Source organism: Naumannella cuiyingiana, assembly GCF_013408305.1.
In the GTDB taxonomy this organism is placed as follows: domain Bacteria; phylum Actinomycetota; class Actinomycetes; order Propionibacteriales; family Propionibacteriaceae; genus Naumannella; species Naumannella cuiyingiana.
This window is the reverse complement of sequence record NZ_JACBZS010000001.1, coordinates 2,447,490-2,465,573: the sequence shown is the minus strand read 5'-3', so window position 1 is coordinate 2,465,573 and position 18,084 is coordinate 2,447,490. Positions and strand designations below refer to the sequence as shown.

The 18,084-nt window shown below is 65.1% G+C and carries 17 protein-coding genes and 1 tRNA gene; 8 read left to right on the top strand and 10 right to left on the bottom strand.

Annotated elements, in window-relative coordinates; all coding sequences use genetic code 11:
• Nucleotides 1-89: 89 nt before the first annotated feature.
• Together GGQ54_RS11460 and GGQ54_RS11455 are read left to right on the top strand one after the other, a co-directional pair.
• Entirely contained in the window at nucleotides 90-956 is an 867-nt protein-coding gene (locus GGQ54_RS11460) for an amidohydrolase family protein (RefSeq protein ID WP_179445505.1), read from the top strand.
• 9 nt (nucleotides 957-965) lie between these two features.
• Nucleotides 966-2,147 (top strand): NADH:flavin oxidoreductase/NADH oxidase, encoded by a 1,182-nt coding sequence (locus tag GGQ54_RS11455; protein WP_179445504.1) that lies wholly within the window; start codon nucleotides 966-968, stop codon nucleotides 2,145-2,147.
• Nucleotides 2,148-2,184: 37 nt separating this feature from the next.
• On the opposite strand, the gene GGQ54_RS11450 is transcribed toward GGQ54_RS11455, so the two are convergent.
• Nucleotides 2,185-2,526, bottom strand: coding sequence for a DMT family transporter (locus tag GGQ54_RS11450; protein WP_179445503.1), 342 nt, complete (start codon nucleotides 2,524-2,526; stop codon nucleotides 2,185-2,187).
• Nucleotides 2,527-2,536: 10 nt separating this feature from the next.
• Nucleotides 2,537-3,163, bottom strand: a complete 627-nt coding sequence (locus GGQ54_RS11445) for an FMN-dependent NADH-azoreductase (protein WP_179445502.1) — start codon at nucleotides 3,161-3,163, stop codon at nucleotides 2,537-2,539.
• Nucleotides 3,164-3,255: 92 nt separating this feature from the next.
• On the opposite strand from GGQ54_RS11445, the gene GGQ54_RS11440 reads away from it, so the two are divergent.
• On the top strand, nucleotides 3,256-3,891 hold the full coding sequence (locus GGQ54_RS11440; protein ID WP_179445501.1) for a TetR/AcrR family transcriptional regulator: 636 nt from the start codon (nucleotides 3,256-3,258) through the stop codon (nucleotides 3,889-3,891).
• 80 nt (nucleotides 3,892-3,971) lie between these two features.
• On the opposite strand, the gene GGQ54_RS11435 is transcribed toward GGQ54_RS11440, so the two are convergent.
• The 3 genes from GGQ54_RS11435 to GGQ54_RS11425 form a co-directional block, all read right to left on the bottom strand.
• Nucleotides 3,972-4,871 (bottom strand): GIY-YIG nuclease family protein, encoded by a 900-nt coding sequence (locus GGQ54_RS11435; RefSeq protein WP_179445500.1) that lies wholly within the window; start codon nucleotides 4,869-4,871, stop codon nucleotides 3,972-3,974.
• 253 nt (nucleotides 4,872-5,124) lie between these two features.
• Nucleotides 5,125-5,565 (bottom strand): VOC family protein, encoded by a 441-nt coding sequence (locus GGQ54_RS11430; RefSeq protein WP_218843829.1) that lies wholly within the window; start codon nucleotides 5,563-5,565, stop codon nucleotides 5,125-5,127.
• Entirely contained in the window at nucleotides 5,562-6,911 is a 1,350-nt protein-coding gene (locus GGQ54_RS11425) for an FAD-binding protein (RefSeq protein ID WP_179445499.1), read from the bottom strand. The genes GGQ54_RS11430 and GGQ54_RS11425 overlap by 4 nt, the downstream gene beginning before the upstream one ends.
• 353 nt (nucleotides 6,912-7,264) lie before the next feature.
• Between GGQ54_RS11425 and GGQ54_RS11420 the strand changes: the two genes are divergently transcribed.
• On the top strand, nucleotides 7,265-7,795 hold the full coding sequence (locus tag GGQ54_RS11420) for a helix-turn-helix domain-containing protein (protein WP_179445498.1): 531 nt from the start codon (nucleotides 7,265-7,267) through the stop codon (nucleotides 7,793-7,795).
• 25 nt (nucleotides 7,796-7,820) lie between these two features.
• Nucleotides 7,821-8,141 carry a helix-hairpin-helix domain-containing protein gene (locus tag GGQ54_RS17760; protein WP_425487402.1) on the top strand — a complete coding sequence of 107 codons (321 nt, stop codon included), beginning with the start codon at nucleotides 7,821-7,823 and terminating at the stop codon, nucleotides 8,139-8,141.
• A 409-nt stretch (nucleotides 8,142-8,550) separates the two neighbouring features.
• Here GGQ54_RS17760 and GGQ54_RS11410 read toward each other — a convergent pair whose 3' ends face one another.
• The 3 genes from GGQ54_RS11410 to GGQ54_RS11400 all read right to left on the bottom strand — a co-directional run bounded on the left by GGQ54_RS11410 (nucleotide 8,551) and on the right by GGQ54_RS11400 (nucleotide 13,262).
• Nucleotides 8,551-10,536, bottom strand: a complete 1,986-nt coding sequence (locus tag GGQ54_RS11410) for a helicase HerA domain-containing protein (protein ID WP_179445496.1) — start codon at nucleotides 10,534-10,536, stop codon at nucleotides 8,551-8,553.
• Nucleotides 10,529-11,863, bottom strand: coding sequence for a hypothetical protein (locus GGQ54_RS11405; RefSeq protein WP_179445495.1), 1,335 nt, complete (start codon nucleotides 11,861-11,863; stop codon nucleotides 10,529-10,531). The genes GGQ54_RS11410 and GGQ54_RS11405 overlap by 8 nt, the downstream gene beginning before the upstream one ends.
• A 586-nt stretch (nucleotides 11,864-12,449) precedes the next feature.
• Complete coding sequence (locus GGQ54_RS11400) at nucleotides 12,450-13,262, bottom strand: hypothetical protein (protein WP_179445494.1); 813 nt, start codon at nucleotides 13,260-13,262, stop codon at nucleotides 12,450-12,452.
• 306 nt (nucleotides 13,263-13,568) lie between these two features.
• Here GGQ54_RS11400 and GGQ54_RS17755 point away from each other — a divergent pair, with 306 nt between their 5' ends.
• Together GGQ54_RS17755 and GGQ54_RS16700 are read left to right on the top strand one after the other, a co-directional pair.
• Nucleotides 13,569-13,715: a DUF6112 family protein gene (locus GGQ54_RS17755; RefSeq protein ID WP_425487401.1), complete on the top strand. Its 147-nt coding sequence runs from the start codon at nucleotides 13,569-13,571 to the stop codon at nucleotides 13,713-13,715.
• A gap of 255 nt (nucleotides 13,716-13,970) precedes the next feature.
• On the top strand, nucleotides 13,971-14,453 hold the full coding sequence (locus GGQ54_RS16700) for a hypothetical protein (protein WP_218843828.1): 483 nt from the start codon (nucleotides 13,971-13,973) through the stop codon (nucleotides 14,451-14,453).
• A 450-nt stretch (nucleotides 14,454-14,903) separates the two neighbouring features.
• On the opposite strand, the gene GGQ54_RS11385 is transcribed toward GGQ54_RS16700, so the two are convergent.
• Both GGQ54_RS11385 and GGQ54_RS11380 read right to left on the bottom strand, forming a co-directional pair.
• Nucleotides 14,904-15,314, bottom strand: coding sequence for a hypothetical protein (locus GGQ54_RS11385; protein ID WP_246292624.1), 411 nt, complete (start codon nucleotides 15,312-15,314; stop codon nucleotides 14,904-14,906).
• A gap of 31 nt (nucleotides 15,315-15,345) precedes the next feature.
• A tRNA-Ala gene (locus GGQ54_RS11380) sits at nucleotides 15,346-15,418 on the bottom strand.
• A 140-nt stretch (nucleotides 15,419-15,558) separates the two neighbouring features.
• Here GGQ54_RS11380 and GGQ54_RS11375 point away from each other — a divergent pair.
• Nucleotides 15,559-17,892, top strand: coding sequence for a glycoside hydrolase domain-containing protein (locus tag GGQ54_RS11375; RefSeq protein WP_179445493.1), 2,334 nt, complete (start codon nucleotides 15,559-15,561; stop codon nucleotides 17,890-17,892).
• Nucleotides 17,893-18,084: the final 192 nt, after the last annotated feature.

Sequence of the window (18,084 nt, the reverse complement as noted above, 5' to 3'; positions counted from 1 at the left end):
TTGTCCGGCCGCGCGGCGGCTGATTAGGTTCGGCGCTCGGATGCCGTCGGGTCCTCCTGCTCGGCGGCGGTGATCAAAGGAGATAGCCGATGTCCGCAGGCGAGCCGTCGACGGTCGAGACGCCCAGGTTGCCGGCCGGCAGCTATGACTGCCACGTCCACATCTACGGCCCCTACGATCGGTTCCCGGGCTCCGAGGCGGGCCAGCACACGTCCGCGGCGGCGAAGCCGGTGGAGGATCTGCTCGCCCTGTGGGACCGGCTCGGCATCGCCAAGGGCGTGATCGTGCACGCGCGCGGCGCGGGCGCCGACAACGCGGTCACCTACGACGCGCTGCTGCGCCATCCCGACCGGCTGCGCGCGATCGGGTTGGTCGATCCGGCGATCACCGACAAGCGTCTCGATGAGCTGACCGAGGCGGGCTTTCGGGGCGTGCGGATCAATCTGCTGCGGCTCGGTGGGAAGAAGTACGCCGAGGGCGGGATGACGCTGGAGGATCTGGAGGCGCTCGCGAACCGCATCGGCGAGCGCGGCTGGCACGCGCAGCTCTGGGTCGCCGCGGCCGATCTCGCCGAGCTGGCGCCGCGGATCGAGAAGCTGCCGCTGGACTTCGTGATCGACCACATGGGGCGTACCCCGGCCAACGAGGGTGCGGACAATCCGGGCACCCGCGAGCTGCGCGAGAAGCTGAAGACGGGCCGCTACTGGACCAAGATCTCCGGCGCCGACCGCAATTCCCAGATCGGCGCGCCGTTCACCGACACCGAGCCGTTCATGCGCGCTCTGGTCGAGGCGAACCCGGATCGCGTGGTGTGGGGCACCGACTGGCCGCACGTCGGCGATCACGTGCCGCCGCGCGAGGAGGACCTGATCGATCTGCTGCTGCGGGTGGTCACCGACGAGGCGACGCTGCACAAGATCCTGGTCGAGAACCCCAAGGTCCTCTACGGGTTCTGAGGAGACGAGATGACCGGGCGGACCCCGTTGCTGTTCACGCCGATGCAGTTGCGCGAGATCACGCTGCGCAACCGGATCGTCACCGCGCCGATGCACCAGTACTCCGCCATCGACGGGTTCCCCACCGACTGGCATCTGGTCAACGCGGGCCGCTGGGCGCTCGGCGGCGCCGGCACGGTGATGCTCGAATCCACCAAGGTCGAGAAGCGCGGCCGGGGCACGATCGGCGACCTCGGGATCTGGTCGGATGCGCACATCCCGCCGTTGGCCCGGATTGCCGACTTCATCCGCGACAACGGCGCGACGCCGGCGATCCAGCTCGGGCAGTCGGGACGCAAGGGGCGGGTGAAGCGGCCGTGGGAGGGCGCGGCCGCGCTGACCCCGGAGGACGTGGACGCGGAGACCTGGGAGCAGTGGGACCTCGTGGCGCCGTCGGCGATCGCGTACTCGGAAGCCTCGCCGGTGCCGCGCGCGCTGGAGCTGGAGGAGATCCCGGACGCGATCGCCGCCTGGGGCGCGGCGGCGGCGCGGGCCGACCGGGCCGGCTTCGACATCATCGAGTTGCACGGCGCGCACGGTTACCTGCTGCACCAGTTCCTCTCCCCCGCGGCGAACCAGCGCACCGACGCCTACGGCGGTTCGGAGGAGAACCGGATGCGGTTCGTGCTGGAGGTCGTCGAGGAGGTACGCGCGAACTGGCCGGCAGGCAAGCCGCTGTTCGTCCGACTGTCGATCGAGGACGAGGCGGGCTGGGGGCCCGCGGAGAACGTGCGGCTGGCGCGCCGGATGAAGCCGCTCGGCGTGGACGTGATCGACTGCTCGACCGGCGGCACCACCTCGGCGGTACCGAACTTCTTCCGGCTGAACAGCTTCGGCTACCAGGTGCCCTACGCCGAGCAGATCCGCCGCGAGGCCGACATCATGACGATGGCGGTCGGGTTGATCATCCACGCCGACCAGGCGGAGTCGATCTTGCGCGACGGCGACGCCGACCTGGTCGCGATCGGCCGCGAGTTCCTCTACAACCCCAACTGGGGTTTGGATGCCGCGCAGAAACTCGGCATCGATCCGCGGTACGCCATGTCGCCGCCCCAGGCAGCGCACTGGCTCGCCAAGCGGGCCCGCCGCGGCTTCGGCGGGAAGGGCTCCACCTGGGCCGCCGGCATCGACGAGGCGGCCATCCCGGAGTAGTTCGCCGGGCCCGACGGGGTCCACCGACGGTCAGCGGTCACGCGTGATCACCGACGAGGCGATCGGCGACGTTGAGCAAAACGACGCCGCCGATGATCAGGACGAGCGCGGTTACGCGGAGCAGGCTGACGGGTTCGGCCCGCCAGATCATCCCGACCAACGCGGTGCCGGTGGCGCCGATGCCGACGAAGACGGCGTACGCGGTGCCGACCGGGAGACCGCGCATGCCGAAGTCGAGCACGACGAGGACGGCGAGCGTCAGCGCCCCGCAGACGAGCGTCGGCACGAGCCTGGTGAAGCCGTCCGTGGCCCGGATGCTGTGCGCCCAGCCGATCTCGAGCAGCCCGGCGGCGATCACCGCCAGCCAATTGAGGTTCATGATCATCACCTCAGAGCGCGAGGGCGGCGGCGGCGATCGCGGCGCGCGTACCCCGCAACACCGCGGCAGGATCCTGCCCGGGAATCGTCGCGGGGTGCCGGATCGCGACGATGTCCTCGATGCCGGCCCAGCGCAGCCAGTTCTCCAGGTAGGGGCTCTGGAAGTCCGTGCCGAACGCCGGCGGGCGGCCGGGAGCCCAGACGGCGCTGGTGTAGACGATCACCACCTTCTTGTTCCGCAGCAGGCCGCGGTAGCCCTCGGCGGCGTCGAAGGCGAATGCGAGCCCCGGCTGGGAGATCACGTCGATGAGCTGCTTGAGGATGTAGGGGATGGTCGCGTTCCACATGGGCACGCTGAACAGGTAGCGGTCCGCGGCGTCGAAGCGCTGGAAGGTGTCGATGGCCCGCTGGTACGCGGTCTGCTGTTCGCCCGTCAGCGGCTCGCCGGCCAGCGTCGCCATCTTCGCGTGTGCGGCATGCGGCCCGAAGTCGGGCAACGTGCCGTCCCACAGGTCCCACTCGGTGATCGCCGATTCCGGCCGGGTACGCCGATAGGCAGCGATGAACTCGCCCGCCAGCGCGATCGAGCGGGAGGCGGCCCCGCGAGGCGATGCGGAGATGTGCAGCAGATTGATCATCGTGCGTCCTTTCGTGACGGGCACGCGTGTGGAGATAATCGGACTACGGTCCACTATACCGGACTATAGTCCGTTTAGAATCGAGAGGCCCGATGGTCGAACGCAGGCAGGATCCACACGAGCTGACGATCGAGCTGTCCCCGCCCCGGGCAGAGCGGGCGGACGCGGCGCGGAACCGGGCGCACGCACTCGAGGTTGCGGCGCACCTGTTCGCTCGCCGCGGGGTCGCGGCGGTGACGATGGACGAGATCGCGGCCGAGGCCGGAGTCGGCAAGGGGACGCTGTATCGCAGGTTCGGCGACAAGGGCGGCCTGGCGAGCGCCCTGCTCGGCGAGCGGGAACGCGCGCTGCAGCAGCAGATGATCTCCGGGCCGGCGCCGATCGGGCCGGGGGCCGACCCGATCGATCGGCTCGTCGCCTTCGTCGAGGCGTACCTGCTGCTGGCGCTCGACAACATCGAGCTGCTGGAGATGTCGGAGACGAACAGCCCGGGTGCCCGCTTCCGCAGCGGCGCCCACTCCCTGTGGGTGACGCACTGCCGGATCCTGCTCGATGCTGCGGGCGCCGCGAATGCCGACGTCAGGGCCCAGGTCTTGATGGCGGCGCTGGCCGCCGAGCAACTGCGCCACTGGACCGAGGACGAGGACCGCGACCCCGACGAACTCGCGCGCAGCCTCGCGGAGTTGGCCCGATCCCTCGCGGGGCACAGGCCGCGAACCGCTCGGTGAACGGAGCGGGCGGAGCCGAGCGCCTTCTGCAGCGCTCCGAGCCGCCTCCTTCTCGCGTGGCCGCGTCGACCGTGTCGACTTCAGGCATTCGCTTCTTCGGTCCCGAACTGCTTCCGCAGCGCGGAGAGCTTCTGCCTCAGCGGTGTTTTTGGGACCTTCGCGAGGTTCAGCGGGGGGTCGAGCTCGGCGAGCAACGCCGACTCCAGGTCATTGAGTGTGTCCGGATCAGCGACAGGGATCGTCACGACGCGCAGATGCGCGTACATCCACGTCGATAGCTCGACCTCGTCGATCGTGGGCTGCCCGTGTGCTGCCGCCAGGATCCCGCCGAGGCTCCTTCGCAGCGTGGAGAACTGGCGCTTCTTGCCAAGATGCATCGTCGCGATGCGCCCCCACAGTGTGTTTGACGACTTCGACCCACCGTTGCGGGTCGCTCCTGCCAGTCCCGCGTAGATCAGGCCGGGCTCGACCGGGTGACCGAGGCCGCGGGAGAGGTCTTCAGCACCAGCAACATCGACCCACCAGCTGTACATCCCCGGCGACTTCAGGCCGCGCCCGCCGGTCGCGAGCACGTCGGCAAGGTTGTTCGATGAGGCGTCGTCGCGGAGGCGGTCGAGGACCGAGCCGATCTCGACGCCAGCCGGACTCTCATTGTCCGGATTACGCCCAGGGTGAATCGTCGGCGGCGGGGAGGAGATCGTCGCCCGACTCGAAGGTCGCCCCTGGACGGACGCTGCGTTTTCGCTCCCGATCGCGAAGCCCAGACTCTCAAGCCAGCGTCGCGAGAACTGCGATCGGAATCGCTTCCGGTCCTCCACACCGGTCGCGAGCGAGATGACCTGCTTGACCGGCCAACGGATGCCGTCGATGTCGACCCAGTAGTTGCGGATGTTCTCGGGCGCATGCCCTTCGAGGCGCGACCGGACGAGCTCAGGAGTGAGCTCGAACGATTGGCCGTCGAGGGTGATGCGCATGGTCATTGATACCGCTCAGAGCCGACAGATTCAGTCAGACGGAGGGTGATGCATTGGCGCAGACATGCCCGACAACCAAGGGCGGACTCCCACCACACGAGTGGAAGCGCGTCGAGCGACTGGAAGCCGCAGCGGGAACTGAATGACGATGTAGGCGTGCGACCTGCACCGGCGGCATCCTCCGCCTCGTACACGGTCGCCGCCAGCATGACCCATCCACCTCACAGTGCCTCGACACTGTGTTGTGGCGATCCCGCCGTCACGATTCGGTTCCGAAGACGACGTTGCCGTCGGCGTCGACGCCCCAGCGTGGGTTGTGCGCGATCTCCCAGAGGACGCCGTTGGGGTCTTCGACATGGGCATGGAAGATGCTGCCGAATTGTCCGGCCTGTGGAGGCTTCAGCAAGGTTCCGCCTGCTTGGGACATGACCGTCACGAGGGCCTGTACCTCGGCGGGGCTGTCGACGTTGTGCGAGAGGATGACGCCGCCAAGCTGCGAACGGTCGGAGGTCGTGGCGAGGTCCTGATTGAACTTCGTCGCGTCGAAGAATCCGAGAACGAGGCCGGGTGCGGTCTGATAGAAGATGATCTCCCCCTCGACATCGGTCAGTGGCGTCCAGCCAAGTGCGTCGTAGAAGCCGCGTGCGGCGTAAAGATTGGCTGTGGCGAACGTGATGAAGTGCAGTCGTTGCCCAATCAATGCGAGGCTCCTTCCTGCGCGGCGAGCCGATGGTTGATGCAGAACACGTTCTGCGGGTCGCGCTTCTGCTGTACGGCGATGAGGCGCCCGGCGTCTTCGGGGAGGAACGCTCGATGGATGGTCTCGAAATCGGTATGAGCACCGAGGAAGTTCAACACCGTCCCGCGATCGACATGCGCGAAGTCGTCACGGATCGCGGTGTGGATGGCCTTGTCCGTGGTCATCGCGGGCGGGTCGATGACGGAGCCGATATAGATCGTGAACTCCGCGTCGCGTCCCCCGACAGGGTTCGAGATGGCGGGCAGGGTGCGATAGCCGCCGCCGTGATGGCGCAGCTCGAAGATGAGCGGGGCGTTCACGTCGGGGCCGACCCGCTTCAGGATCGTGCGGGTGTCGGACGCGGCGAGGTACCCGGTGTAGAAGCCGCTCTCGTACACCGAATACGGTCCGACGGGTTCGTGGTGGATCGTGCCGATGTCGGTGTAGGGCATCGCGCCCACGGTGTCGAGCAGAGGCGCGTCCAGTTCGCGGACGGGTCGGAGCAGACGTTCGGCCTCCTCGGCTGGGCCGAAGTAGGCAACGCGCAAATGGGCGACGTACTTGCCCCGGAGCTCCGCGCGGACCTGTTCGATGTCGGGGTACCGAGACAGCAGAATCGAAGTCGACATCGTGCGCGGCAGGTCGAGTGTCCAGGCGACATAAAGTTCGAGTAGCTGAGCAACCGTCTCCGCAGGGAAGTAGAGCCCGCCACCATAGAGATCACTGACCTCGAACAGGTCGAATTCGATCTGGGTTACGACGCCGAGATTGCCCTTGCCTCCCCGCACGGCCCAGAACAGCTCGGGATCGGAGTCCGGGTCCACGCGGCGCTCCTCCCCGTCGGCGGTGACGATCCTGAGGCTGCGAATGTGATCAGCGGCATAACCATGCTGACGCCCGAGCATCCCGACTCCACCGCCCAGCATGAAACCGACTACGCCAACCTGCGGGCTCGATCCGTTCAAGGGCGCGAGGCCATACGCTGCCGCCGCTGGGATGACGTCGAGCCAGCGCGCACCGCCCTGGACCCGAGCGATTCGCGTGCCCGCGTCGATCTCGACCCGATTCAGCCGCTGGGTCGAGATCAGCACCCCGTCGCTGGGCAGCGACATGCCATGTCCGGTCGTCTGCACCGCGACCGACAGACCGTGCGCCCTGGCATACTGCACGGCCCTCACCACATCGGCGGTGTCGGCCGCCGCCACGACGAGCGCGGGCCGATGCTCAACGCTCTGGTTGTTGGTGTTCAGCTCGGCGGCGTATCCGTCGTCGCCTGGCGTGAACACTGACCCGTTCCAGTCGCTCACGCTCGCCCCTCCTGCTCTGGGAAGATGGAGGAGGTCGAAGCGCGCATGACGAGGAGGCGGGCATGACAGGAACGTTGGCTGACGTCGATGACGGTGGTCATGGCCGCCACGCTATGACCTCAAGTTCCGGCAGTCTTGAACAAAAGGGACACTCTCCTGGCGCATATCGGGAGCATCGGATCGGGACGGGGCGCGCCCCGTTCACGCATCTGTGGGAGCGTTGGGTCGGTAGCGAGACGGCTCGGGTCCTTCCGGACAATCAGTCGGACATCATCGTGGCCTCTTATGGGCGGGCATGGCTGGTCGGCCCGTCAACCACCGCTGACCTTCCCGTGCTCCCAGAGGGAACGAGGTTGAAGGGGCTACGCATCAATACAGCATGGCTCTCCTCGATCGTCGGCCTTCACGCGGCCGAGCTCACCAATCGCGAGGTCGCCCTTGATGACCTGTTCTCGGCGTCCACCGTGCACCGCCTGATCGACGCCCTCTGGGGGGACCGGATCGACCGCGAACTGCTCGGATCGCTTTGGCCGGATGCGGCAGTCGACGCTCGGGTGGACCACGCCGTGACGGCCCTCACATCTCAGATCGCGCCCTCTATCGCGGAGCTGGCGGACCGTATGGATCTCTCGCAGCGTCATCTGCGCCGGCTCGTCGAGCGCGACACCGGTCTGACGCCCAAGACCATCCACCAAGTCGCAAGACTCCACCATGCCATCCACGATGCGACGGTTACGAGTCGCGCCGGCCTTGCGCAGATCGCCGCCTCGAACGGATACAGCGACCAAGCGCATCTCGGCCGCGACGCGCAGCGGTTCAGCGGTCTCACCCCGACCGCTCTCATTGAGCGCGCGTCCACTCCTGCTTCGGCCGAAATGTTCTAGACGGCGCGCCGGTGGCTGGGCTGCCATGTTGAGTGTGAGTTTCACACCACCCAACAAGAGCGACCTGCGGACACTAGTGAACGTCGGGCCCGCCGTGACGAAGTGCTTCAGACATCGGAATCATCAGCGTCGAGCAACTCCGCGGACGCGACCCACTCGAACTCTTCGAGCAGATTTGTGCTATCGCCGGTGCGCTGAGGACACATGTCTCCTCGAGACTCTCATGTCGGCCGTCGACCAAGCCGATGGTGCGCCGGGTCAACCCTGGTGGCACTACACGGCCCAGCGGAAGAAGGCTCTTGCAGAGGCCGGCCGAATGCCCACGTTTGTGGAGGCTCAAGGGTGACCGCACGCGTTCGATGAGGCTCGTGGCGCCGAGCATCGACGGTCCAACTCCTCAGCGGTCTACCGGACGCAGGCTCGCCTGTTCGCCGTGCTCGATGTCCTGATCCCCTTCGTAAAAGCGACGCCGGTGCGTTTGCTTCGGAAGCGCGGCGTCCGCGTGCGCCGTGTGACTCCGTCTCTGGAGGAGGCGCGGGAGATGGTGCAGTACTACCAGAATGGAGAATCACTCCAACGCGTTGGCAATCGTCTGGGGTTCTAGCAGGCACCGTTCGGAACCATCTCATGGATGCAGGAACAGCTCTGCGTGGCACCCATGGGCGCGAACGATGAGGACCATGCGCGGGTCCAGCGGTTCGGCCCCGCCCACCCAGTCGTGCTGAACCTCGTATCGGTGCCCGACGTGACGAACCTCAGAATGGGGCGTCTGATGGCGAATCCGCATCGCTCAGATCCGTAACGTCCATTAGCTCGTCGTCGTCAGAGTCAACAATGAGTGGCGAGAGCCACTCGCTCGTAACCGACATTGTGCGACTGTTAGGGACGGCTTCTGGAGGAAGCTGGCCGACCCGGACAACAACCGGAACCTGAGCTGAGACGCCAGCAAGAACACACGTTCCTGTCGGCAGAATCGGCAGCGATTCGAACGACACTCGATCAAGGTAGGCGACCGCCTTCTCGATGGCATGGACATCCAGGTTGTTCACGAGCCTGTGAAGGAAGTAGTTGTGCAGTTGCGAGACGATCGTCTCGGAGATGTCATGCGGTCGCTGGCTCGCGATCGTTAGGAAGACTCCAAATTTTCGCCCTTCCTTGACGATCTCCTCAAACGTTTCGAGGCGGTAATCACGCCAAGCCTCACTCTCTCGTGAAGATGCCGCTGACAGGATGTTATGCGCTTCGTCGATGATGAGATTCAAATACCGCTGTCCTTGTGGGTCCGTCCGTTTCTTGTCGTCGTAGAGGTGTTTACAGACGATCATGGGGATGACCTTGCGCATGGCAAGGTTCACGTTTCTGAGTGATACAACCGTCAGAGGCACCGCAGTGAATGCATCGTCGGACACTCGAACGAGGCGCTTGATGCTGGGTACTCGCTCGACCATGCGCTTCATCATCGGGCCGAGGTGCTCGCGGTTCGTGAAGCCACTGATCACGTCCCGGTAATACTGGAGGACCAGCTTGAATCGAACTAGGTCAACGTCACCCACCGAGGAGAAGTCCTGCTGCACTGCGGTGACTTTGCCCTTGATGAAATCGCTCCAGTCGTCAGCAGTCGCCCACTTCTCCTCGACGCTGCCTCTTGGGCCCCAGTAGAAGTTGTTGTCACGGCTGAAGTACTGGAGCCTGTCACGCATCTCTTGAATCAGCGCAGTGAGACCTCGGTGGTCGACATCATCACCCAGACACTCCTCGACCTCCTCTAGGAAGTTGATCGGCAGCTGCCTGTCGAGGGTTGCATCGTTGCTTTTCGTCGCACGCGCCACAAGGTCACCGATAACGTCAAGGAGCGCGGCAGAGTCAGGAAGCAAGGCATCCCAGTAATCGTTCTTGAGTACGCGCGAGATGAAGGGAGCCTGCGTTTTCTCTGTCGCGTCGAGTAGCACGGTCCAGAAGACAGGATCGTGGACCGCTGCCTTCGGGAGTGGAAGGCGATCTCCACTGTCGTCGTGGGTCGACAGGTCGTACACCTGTTTCACGTCGTCGCCGGCGATGACCTCCGTCGCGTACTCGTCAACTCCATCGTCACGATTGACATACTCGCCATTGAAATCGATCAATATGAACTGTGATCGCTGTCGGAACGTTTGGATGGCACCGTACCTCTTGAACAACTCGTGGTAGAGCTTCGCGAGTGTGTACGATTTGCCGCTACCTGTATTGCCGAAGATGCCAACGTGGCTTGCGAAGATCGCGTTGATGCCGACGGCGATAGGCTGAGTTGGCTCCATCGCTAGTGTGCCGATCTCTAGCGGTTCATCCCCGCCTGAGACGAACGTGTGGATGAGTCCGAACTCGTCTTCCGTGAGTATGAAGCATTCGTTGTCCAGGAGTGGCATCTCGCGGACGCCCCGCTCGAAGCGTCCGTCCTCGATGTAACCGACGAGGCTGACGTCGAGCTGGCGCGACAGCGGGTCTACTCCTCGGCGATATGCCGATGTTGCGCTGCGATCTTCTTCGACGACCTCGCCGTCGACTTTGGCGATCAGCTCGACGAAGCCCTTGACTATCTTGATGTAGCTGGAAACAGCGACGTTACGCACGAGTCCACCGCGGTATTGAAGGTGCGAACCGTTCTTTAGCTTGTCGACTGCTACTCGCACGCGCCGACCGTCAACTGAGACCACTCGGCCGACACGGAACACCGCGTCTTGGTCAATAACGCTGTCCTCAATCACCAAGGGGCTCCGATGTTGAGGTGTGGATGTCCAGTTCGATCCGCTGATCGGGCTCAGGCACCTTGTCGCGAATGATCGGCGCGAAGTAGTCGGATTCAAGAACGTCGAGGCTGATCTTTCGTTCCTCCTCGTCCTCGCTCGGTTCATCAGGAACCGCGAACTGAATGTTGCCGTTCTTGATCTCAGCATCAGGCAGGAGCTTCTCATACGCATTGAGCCCGCCGCGGGAATAACAGAAGACGATCACCTGCAGCGTTGGGTTCGTTCGGGCCGCTCTCAGCACGAGGTCTCGTAGATGTTCATCGCGGAACGAGAAACCGTGGACGAAGAGGACGCTGCTCTCTTTCTCGACTTCGTTGGCAAAACGGCGGATCAACTCGTAGTACGTCTCGTTCAGCACGGTTGTTGCGAACTTGCGCTTGTCTGGGTTAACGATGCCAAGCTTGTTGTGCCCAGCGGAGAACGCATCGACATCCGAAGGTGTTGGCGACTCCCCCTCGCCGCTCGTTCCAAGCAGATCGAGACCGTCCAGATACTGCCTGGCTTCGGTGATGAGATCCGCAATCGGGCGAATGGTCGGCCCCTCGTCATCGGGTTGAGGATCGACCAGCACAGAAAGCAGGTGCGGTTTCGCAGCCTGAAACAGCTTTCCGACCTCGTTGACGAGCGTCAGCCCGTGATCGAAATAGATGTCAGTCTTGCGGTTCTCGCGTTCCTGCTGTCTCCACGCGGCCGACCCGTGGATCTTGATGAGGTTGAAGACGGGCACCTCGAACCGATGCTCGTACCGGCTGCCGACGCGGAAGCGCAGGGTGCTGAAGTCGCCGAGGTCGAACTTCGGCCGGATTTTTCCGCTGAATCCATCGGAGAAGTCGATGCCGAGTTCTTCCATGGCCACTTCGAACAGCATGTCCACGTTGGTCGTGAAGATGTTCGCCTGTTTCGACAGCAGTGTGCTGTGTCGCCGGAGCAATATACGGTTCAGGGTGCGAACGAACGTTGCATACGACCGAAGCACGGCCTCCGCAGATTCGTCTCGCTCCACGATCTTCACATTCGGAGCGAGAACTTTCTCAAAGAAGTAGGCCTGGATTGAAGCGCGGACGAGAGCTTTGACGTGCTCAGGCGCGTCTTGGTCGGCGACGTCCGCGAGGGCGTCCTCGATGTTGCCTAACGCGGCGAAGTATGGGCTGGATGTACCGGCCCCGATCAGGAAGTTCAGGTGCGCGGACTCGACGATCGTGCGAAGTCTCTCGGGCGTGATGCGATTGGGCCTTGCGTCGGAAACAGGCTGCTGTGCTACGCCATTGATGCGTACGTCGGTCACTGTGCTGGCTCCAAATCAGGCAAGACGTTGATCTTCACGTCGCGTCGGATGCGGACTGACGGTGCCGAACGTGGCGCTGAGCTTGAGTCGCCACTCATGTGGCGTCGTCGCTTCCCAAACAACGCAAAGTTGATCAGGGGATGCAGCGCACAAACCGTCTGTTCACAGCTCGGTGACTTCACCTGGCGGAGACCTCCTACCGGTGACTCGGTCACCTACAGTTCGTCAGCCATCCCTTCTATTCTCCTGCATGCGGCACATCGTCACCAGGCGACACGCATGGACAGTTCCGCGTCCCCTTCCGCTCACCTCCCACCGGCGGTACCTTGCTAGTAGCGGCCTTTACCTGCTTCGCCACTGCTGGATGTGGTGGCACAACTGGATGGCTCCGGCTAGACAGTCTCTTTTCTTCTTGTCGCCGATGACGAGGAGAGGAGTGTGCCCATGTTCCGCTTGATCTGGATCGCCAGTGTCCACGTCCGGTACTTCCTGCGCCGGTGCTGGATCTGATCCGCACCCGTCGGGGTTGAAGTTCGGGCTTCCGGCGACGCTGCGGGCTGCCCCGTACCAGCTCTAGTCAGCGGGGTCACGCTGGTTTCTTGCGTCGGGGTGCCCGCCGCAAGATGACGGAGTCCGCTGGGAAGCTCTTGTCGATCCAGTCGTGAAGCGCCGACGTGACGTACTCGTTCCCCAGGGGGCCGACGCAGTAGACCTCAACATCGGGGTGCTCATCGACGTTAGGGCAGGTCGCGAAGCCCACCACTTGGAGCATCTTCACCTTCAACGGATCGGCGGCCAGATCAACGATCGCCCCAAACGAGCGAGCCAACGCGGATCTCAAGACCGTCTTCACCGCTCCGGTGAGGAAAGACGGCTGACCCAATGAATCGACAACCCTCTGGGCGATATCGTCCGCAACCGCATTCGCGAGGCCCTTAACCTCCTGAATCAGTTTTAGAACCTCCACGCATAGCGTGCAGATGACGTGCAGGTTGTTGACGGCGGTCTCGATGTTCTTGGAATCGGCATCGTCCAGCTCAGCGTCAACGATCTCCTTCACAAACGGGTCGAGAACACTCTTCAACGTGTCACGAAGGACCTGCTGTTCGCCCGTAGCGGTAACGAGGATGAGTTCGTCGATCATGTACGTCACAGCGAGGTCCGTACACGCCTCGCCGACGGAACTCTCCGCTTCGATCGCTTGACGCGCCTTCCGCTTCGCACCTGCAACTTGGCGCCGTGAGTACTTCTGGCGCTTGCCTTCCTCCCAAACCAAGGCGCGCACTCGTTCGGTATGCGGTCCGCCGTGGAAGTCACCTTCGCAGGCGCACTTGCACTCCTCAGGCGTCGTCCGAACGGCATCCGCACAACTAACGCTGTGGCTTTCTCCTCTGGCCATGATCCCTCCTCCTACGTCATGAACCGATCCTCTCACCGGGCACCGACATTTCGGGGCTACAGGCGTGCACCTGAGGTCAGAACCCTTCCGCCGCCCACACAGTGTGGGCTTGTTCGTGTCAGGAGCCCACCGTGTTCGGCCTCATCACCACCACCCTTGCTGCTGTTCCGGCCGCGCTGCCGATGGACATCAACATCGACCCAACGACTCGGGACTGCCCGGCATCGCGCAGTTGCGCAACATCGTCGGCGCGGTTATGACTGTCGGCCTCATCCTCAGCGTGTTAGCCCTGTCATTTCGGCGATCATGTGGGGCTTCGGTGCCAACAGCAGCAACCCGCATCTGGCGGGTCGGGGGAAGATCGGCGTCCTCGTCTCCTGCGGTGCCGCGATCATCTGCGGCGCATCCGTGACGCTCATCAACTTCTTCTGGAACGTCGGCCAGCAGGTCTAACCACACCCACCACCACCGAAAGGGAGGTTTGTGATGGGGGTTTGCGATGTTCCCGTCATTTCCACGGTCTGCGATATCGCCGGCGACGCCGCCGGCGCACTCATCAGCGCCCCGTTTGATTGGCTCGCCCAAGCCATGGGCGCCGCCGCCGGCTGGCTGATCGAGGCCGTCTAATCGGTCTTCGACACCACAACCCTCGTCGACGTCACATCGGAGGGCTACGTCAGTGTCTACAACTTGGTGTTCGGGATCGCAATGTTCATCATGCTGGTGTTCTTCTGCCTCCAACTCATCACCGGCCTCATCAAACGAGATCCCACCGCGCTATCGCGGGCGGCGCTCGGCGCGTCGATCAGTGACCCCATCGCCGGAGTTGTCCTGATGGCAATGGCGGCATTCGCGCCGTATCTGACGTATAAGTTCATCGCGTTCGTCGGGTTCGACATGTATCACCCGATCGGCTCCGAGCAGTCGCTGAATCGGCTGAGCGGAGACCCGCAGAAGGTTCTCGACCGAGCAGGCGGCGGAGGCAGCGGCAAATCCGGCGGTAGCAGTGGTGGTGGCGGAAGCGGTCGCGATCCTGAGCGGACACCCGAACGCCGCCGCCGGCTGGGCGGACTCCCTGGAGGCGATGATCGACTCCGACCCCCGCACCCGCGACTCAATCTGGCAAGGCGTATCGCTCGCACTCGGCGCCCTCGCCGATCCACGGGTGCTCGACGGCGTGAGCCCGAGTGAGGGAGAGAGCTTCGACCCCGAAGCCATCATCAAAGACCGCGGCACGCTGTATCTGCTCGCCACCGGTGCCGGGCCGGTGCGTCGGCTGCGTTGGTGGCGGCATTGGTGGAGGACCTCATCGAAACCGCAAGGCGCATCGCGGCCAGATCACCCGGAGCACGCCTCGACCCACCACTGCTGCTTGGCGCTCGATGAGATCGGAAACCTCGCACCCTTACCAAGCCTGCCGACACTGATGGCCGAAGGCGGCGGCACGGGAATCACTACGCTCCCGGTTCTTGCAGTCACTCGCGCAGGCACGCGAGCACCGACGTCCACGCCCCACACATCGAGCAACAGATCGAAGCCACTTACGGCACCAACGCCCTCACCAGCCACCAAGCCGAACGGGTCCGCGAGGTGCTGCACCTGGTGTTCGACAAGCTCGAAGCATCCAGCAGCGACGAACGCTCACTCCTCGAAACCCAGAAGGGCAAGCTCGACGCTGAACGACTCAAACTCGTCCAAGCCCACTACGCCGACGCCATCCCGCTCGACCTCCTCAAAACCGAGCAAGACCGCATCCGCGCAGGCCTCGACGCCATCACCCACCGGCTCGACAACCCCACCAGCACCTACGCCGACGCCCGCACCGGGCTGGACCAGATCATCGACATCCTCACCGACCTCTACGACCTCTACGCCAAAGCCGAACCCGCTGAACGCCGCATCCTCAACCAAGCACTCTTCAAGCGCATCACCATCGACGACGAAGAGCACGTCACCTATGAGCCCACAGACGTCGTCGCAGGCGTCCTCGCCCACCTCAACGCGGAGGTCCCAGACACCCTCACGGCAGAAACAAACCTGCCCCGCGATCACGCGGGGCAGGTTTCGAATTCCTCTACTTACGTGGAGCTAAGGGGATTCGAACCCCTGACCTTCTCATTGCGAACGAGACGCGCTACCAACTGCGCCATAGCCCCATGCGACGCATGACTATAGCAGCCCGTCGCACCGATCGCCCACTCGCGCGGGCGGGGTACCGCCCACCACGACCCCGCCGGGAACGCGATCGTTGCAGCACGGAAACACCGTCGTTACGGCCGGCTCGTAGCGTCATCGCATGGTGGCTCGGGCACGGCCGGCGCAACCCACCGACGCGCCCTCGGCGCAGCCGGAGCCAGCACCGCGTCCGGGCAACTTCGACCGCGTGGACCCGTTCATCGGCACCGACATCACCGACCTGCCCCGCCCCGACGGCCTGGCGGCGACCTGGTGGTGGCCGAAGCCGCAGGTGGGCAACACGCACCCGGGCGCGACCCACCCGCTCGGCATGGTGTCGGCCTGCGCGTACTCCGGCGGCTACCCCACCGGTTACGGCACCTTCGACCTGAACACCGAGGGCATCCCCGACCTGATCGCCGCCGAGCACCGGATCAGCGGCTTCACCCACTTCCAACAATCCGGCACCGGCGCGATCCGCAAGTACTACAACTACTTCCGCGTCACCCCGATGCTGCAACCGCTCGACACCCTGGGTGAGGCCCGGCCCATCGTCGACGAGCGCGCCGCGCCCGGCTGGTACGCCGCCCGCCTCACCGACGTCGACCCCGACGACCCAGCCGCCGGCATCGACTGCGAGGTCACGGTCGGCCCGAAGTCGGCGGTGCACCGCTACACGTTCGGCGCCCACCCCGACGCGCGGATCGTGATCGACTTCTCCCACGGCGGCCTGACCATCCCGCACGGCCAGACCGTGCCGCTGCGCGCCCAGCTCGCGATCACCGGCCCGGGCGTCGCGCAGGGCGAGATCGTCGTCGAGGGCGTACCGCTCGCGATCCACCTCGAATGCGACACCCCAAGCTGGCGCCAGGCCCTCTGGTACGACAAGCGCCTGATGCAGGGCGGCACGCGCCTCGACTTCGACTACATCCGCCCCACCACGCTGCGTCCGTTCGGGCTGCTGCTGCGCGGACCGGCCGAACCCGGCCAGCAGGTGGAGGTACGCCTCGGCTTCTCGCTGCGCGGCGTCGAACAGGCCCGCCGCAATCTGTACGCCGACTGCGGCCAACCCGACCCGCTGGCCGGCACGATCCCCGCCAGCTTCGCCACCCGCCGCAACCGCACCGCCGACGCCTGGCGCGATCACCTCGACCTGATCACCATCGAGGCGCCGGACGAGCGTACCGAAACGATCTTCGCGACCGCGCTCTACCACTCCATGATCAAACCGTGCTTCGCGCCGTCGGAAAGCCCGTCGTGGCCGCAGGACGGCCCGTACGCCTTCGACCTCGCAACCATGTGGGACATCTGCCGCACACAGCTCCCCCTGCTCACCACCCTGCTGCCCGAGCGCGCCGTCGAGCTCGGCAACGCGCTGCTGCACGTCTGCGAGAACGAGGGCAACCTGCCCATCGGCTACCGGATGGCCAAGGGCGCCGACCGGTTCGCCCGCCAGGGCAGCGCGCTGGCCCACCCCTTCCTCGCCGACCTGTGCCAGCTCCGCCTGCCCGGCCTGGACTGGGGCTGGGCGCTGTGCTTCATGGACACCGACTTCCGCCGCGCCTGGGGCGAAGAGTTCCTCGAGCGCGGCATCACCCACCCGATCAGCCACACCCTCGACCTCGCGCACGCCTGCCACTCCACCGCCATCGTCGCCGCCCACATCGGCGACCACCCCGCCGCCGCCCGGTACGCCCGGCTCGCCACCAACTGGCGCAACGCCTTCGACCCGGCAACGGGCCTGCTGGTCGACTCCACCTTCTACGAGGGCGGCCGGTGGAACTACTCGTTCCGGCTGCTGCCCGACATGGCCGGCCGGATCGAGCTGGCCGGCGGCGACCGCGGCTACGTCGCGCTCCTCGACCGGTTCTTCGGCTACGACGCCGAGCCGGTCACCCAGCCCGGCCGCCGGCCCGGGCGTGCCGAGCTCGACCGCGGGTACGCCCTGAACCGCTTCGAGGGCCTGAACAACGAGCCCGACCTCGACGCCCCCTACGGCTACCACTACGCCGGCCGGCCCGACCGCACCGCCGAGGTGGTCCGCGCCGCCTGGCTGCACCAATTCGGCACCGGCCCGGGCGGTCTGCCGGGCAACGACGACTCGGGCGCGCTCAGCTCCTTCTACGTCTGGGCGACGCTCGGCCTGTTCCCCGTCACCGGCCGGTCGATGTTCCTGATCAACGCCCCGAACGTGCGCCGCTCGATGCTGCGGGTCGCCGGCGGCGAGTTCGTGATCATCGCCGACGGGCTGGCACCGGGCGCCGCGTACCAATACGTCCGATCGGTACGCCTGAATGGCCAACCCTGGCAGCGAAGCTGGCTGCCCGCCGCGACGGTGCACGCGGGCGGCCTGCTGGAGATCGAGCTTGGCCCGGAACCGTCGGACTGGGGGCGCGCCGACCGCCCGCCCTCCCTGGCGGAGCCCACCCATGACGCCGAACCGGAAGGCTGGTGACGACCATGATCACTCCGCACGCGCCCACCGCCCACGACCTGCCCGAACTGACCCTGCTCGATGGTCCGGTGCGCCGCCGGATGATCATCGTCGTCCGCGCCGACCCGGTGATCTGCGGGCACTCGGTCGAGGCGCGCAACCTGGCCGAGGTTGCCCGGCTGCGCGGCTTCGACGAGGTACGCATCCTGACCT

Excerpts from the sequence above, each read along its gene's own strand:
- GGQ54_RS11460 (WP_179445505.1), top strand. The coding sequence starts at position 90 with ATGTCCGCAGGCGAGCCGTCGACGGTCGAGACGCCCAGGTTGCCGGCC.
- GGQ54_RS11455 (WP_179445504.1), top strand. The coding sequence starts at position 966 with ATGACCGGGCGGACCCCGTTGCTGTTCACGCCGATGCAGTTGCGCGAG.
- GGQ54_RS11450 (WP_179445503.1), bottom strand. The coding sequence starts at position 2,526 with ATGAACCTCAATTGGCTGGCGGTGATCGCCGCCGGGCTGCTCGAGATC.
- GGQ54_RS11445 (WP_179445502.1), bottom strand. The coding sequence starts at position 3,163 with ATGATCAATCTGCTGCACATCTCCGCATCGCCTCGCGGGGCCGCCTCC.
- GGQ54_RS11440 (WP_179445501.1), top strand. The coding sequence starts at position 3,256 with ATGGTCGAACGCAGGCAGGATCCACACGAGCTGACGATCGAGCTGTCC.
- GGQ54_RS11435 (WP_179445500.1), bottom strand. The coding sequence starts at position 4,871 with ATGACCATGCGCATCACCCTCGACGGCCAATCGTTCGAGCTCACTCCT.
- GGQ54_RS17760 (WP_425487402.1), top strand. The coding sequence starts at position 7,821 with ATGTTGAGTGTGAGTTTCACACCACCCAACAAGAGCGACCTGCGGACA.
- GGQ54_RS11400 (WP_179445494.1), bottom strand. The coding sequence starts at position 13,262 with ATGGCCAGAGGAGAAAGCCACAGCGTTAGTTGTGCGGATGCCGTTCGG.
- GGQ54_RS17755 (WP_425487401.1), top strand. The coding sequence starts at position 13,569 with ATGTGGGGCTTCGGTGCCAACAGCAGCAACCCGCATCTGGCGGGTCGG.
- GGQ54_RS16700 (WP_218843828.1), top strand. The coding sequence starts at position 13,971 with ATGTTCATCATGCTGGTGTTCTTCTGCCTCCAACTCATCACCGGCCTC.
- GGQ54_RS11375 (WP_179445493.1), top strand. The coding sequence starts at position 15,559 with ATGGTGGCTCGGGCACGGCCGGCGCAACCCACCGACGCGCCCTCGGCG.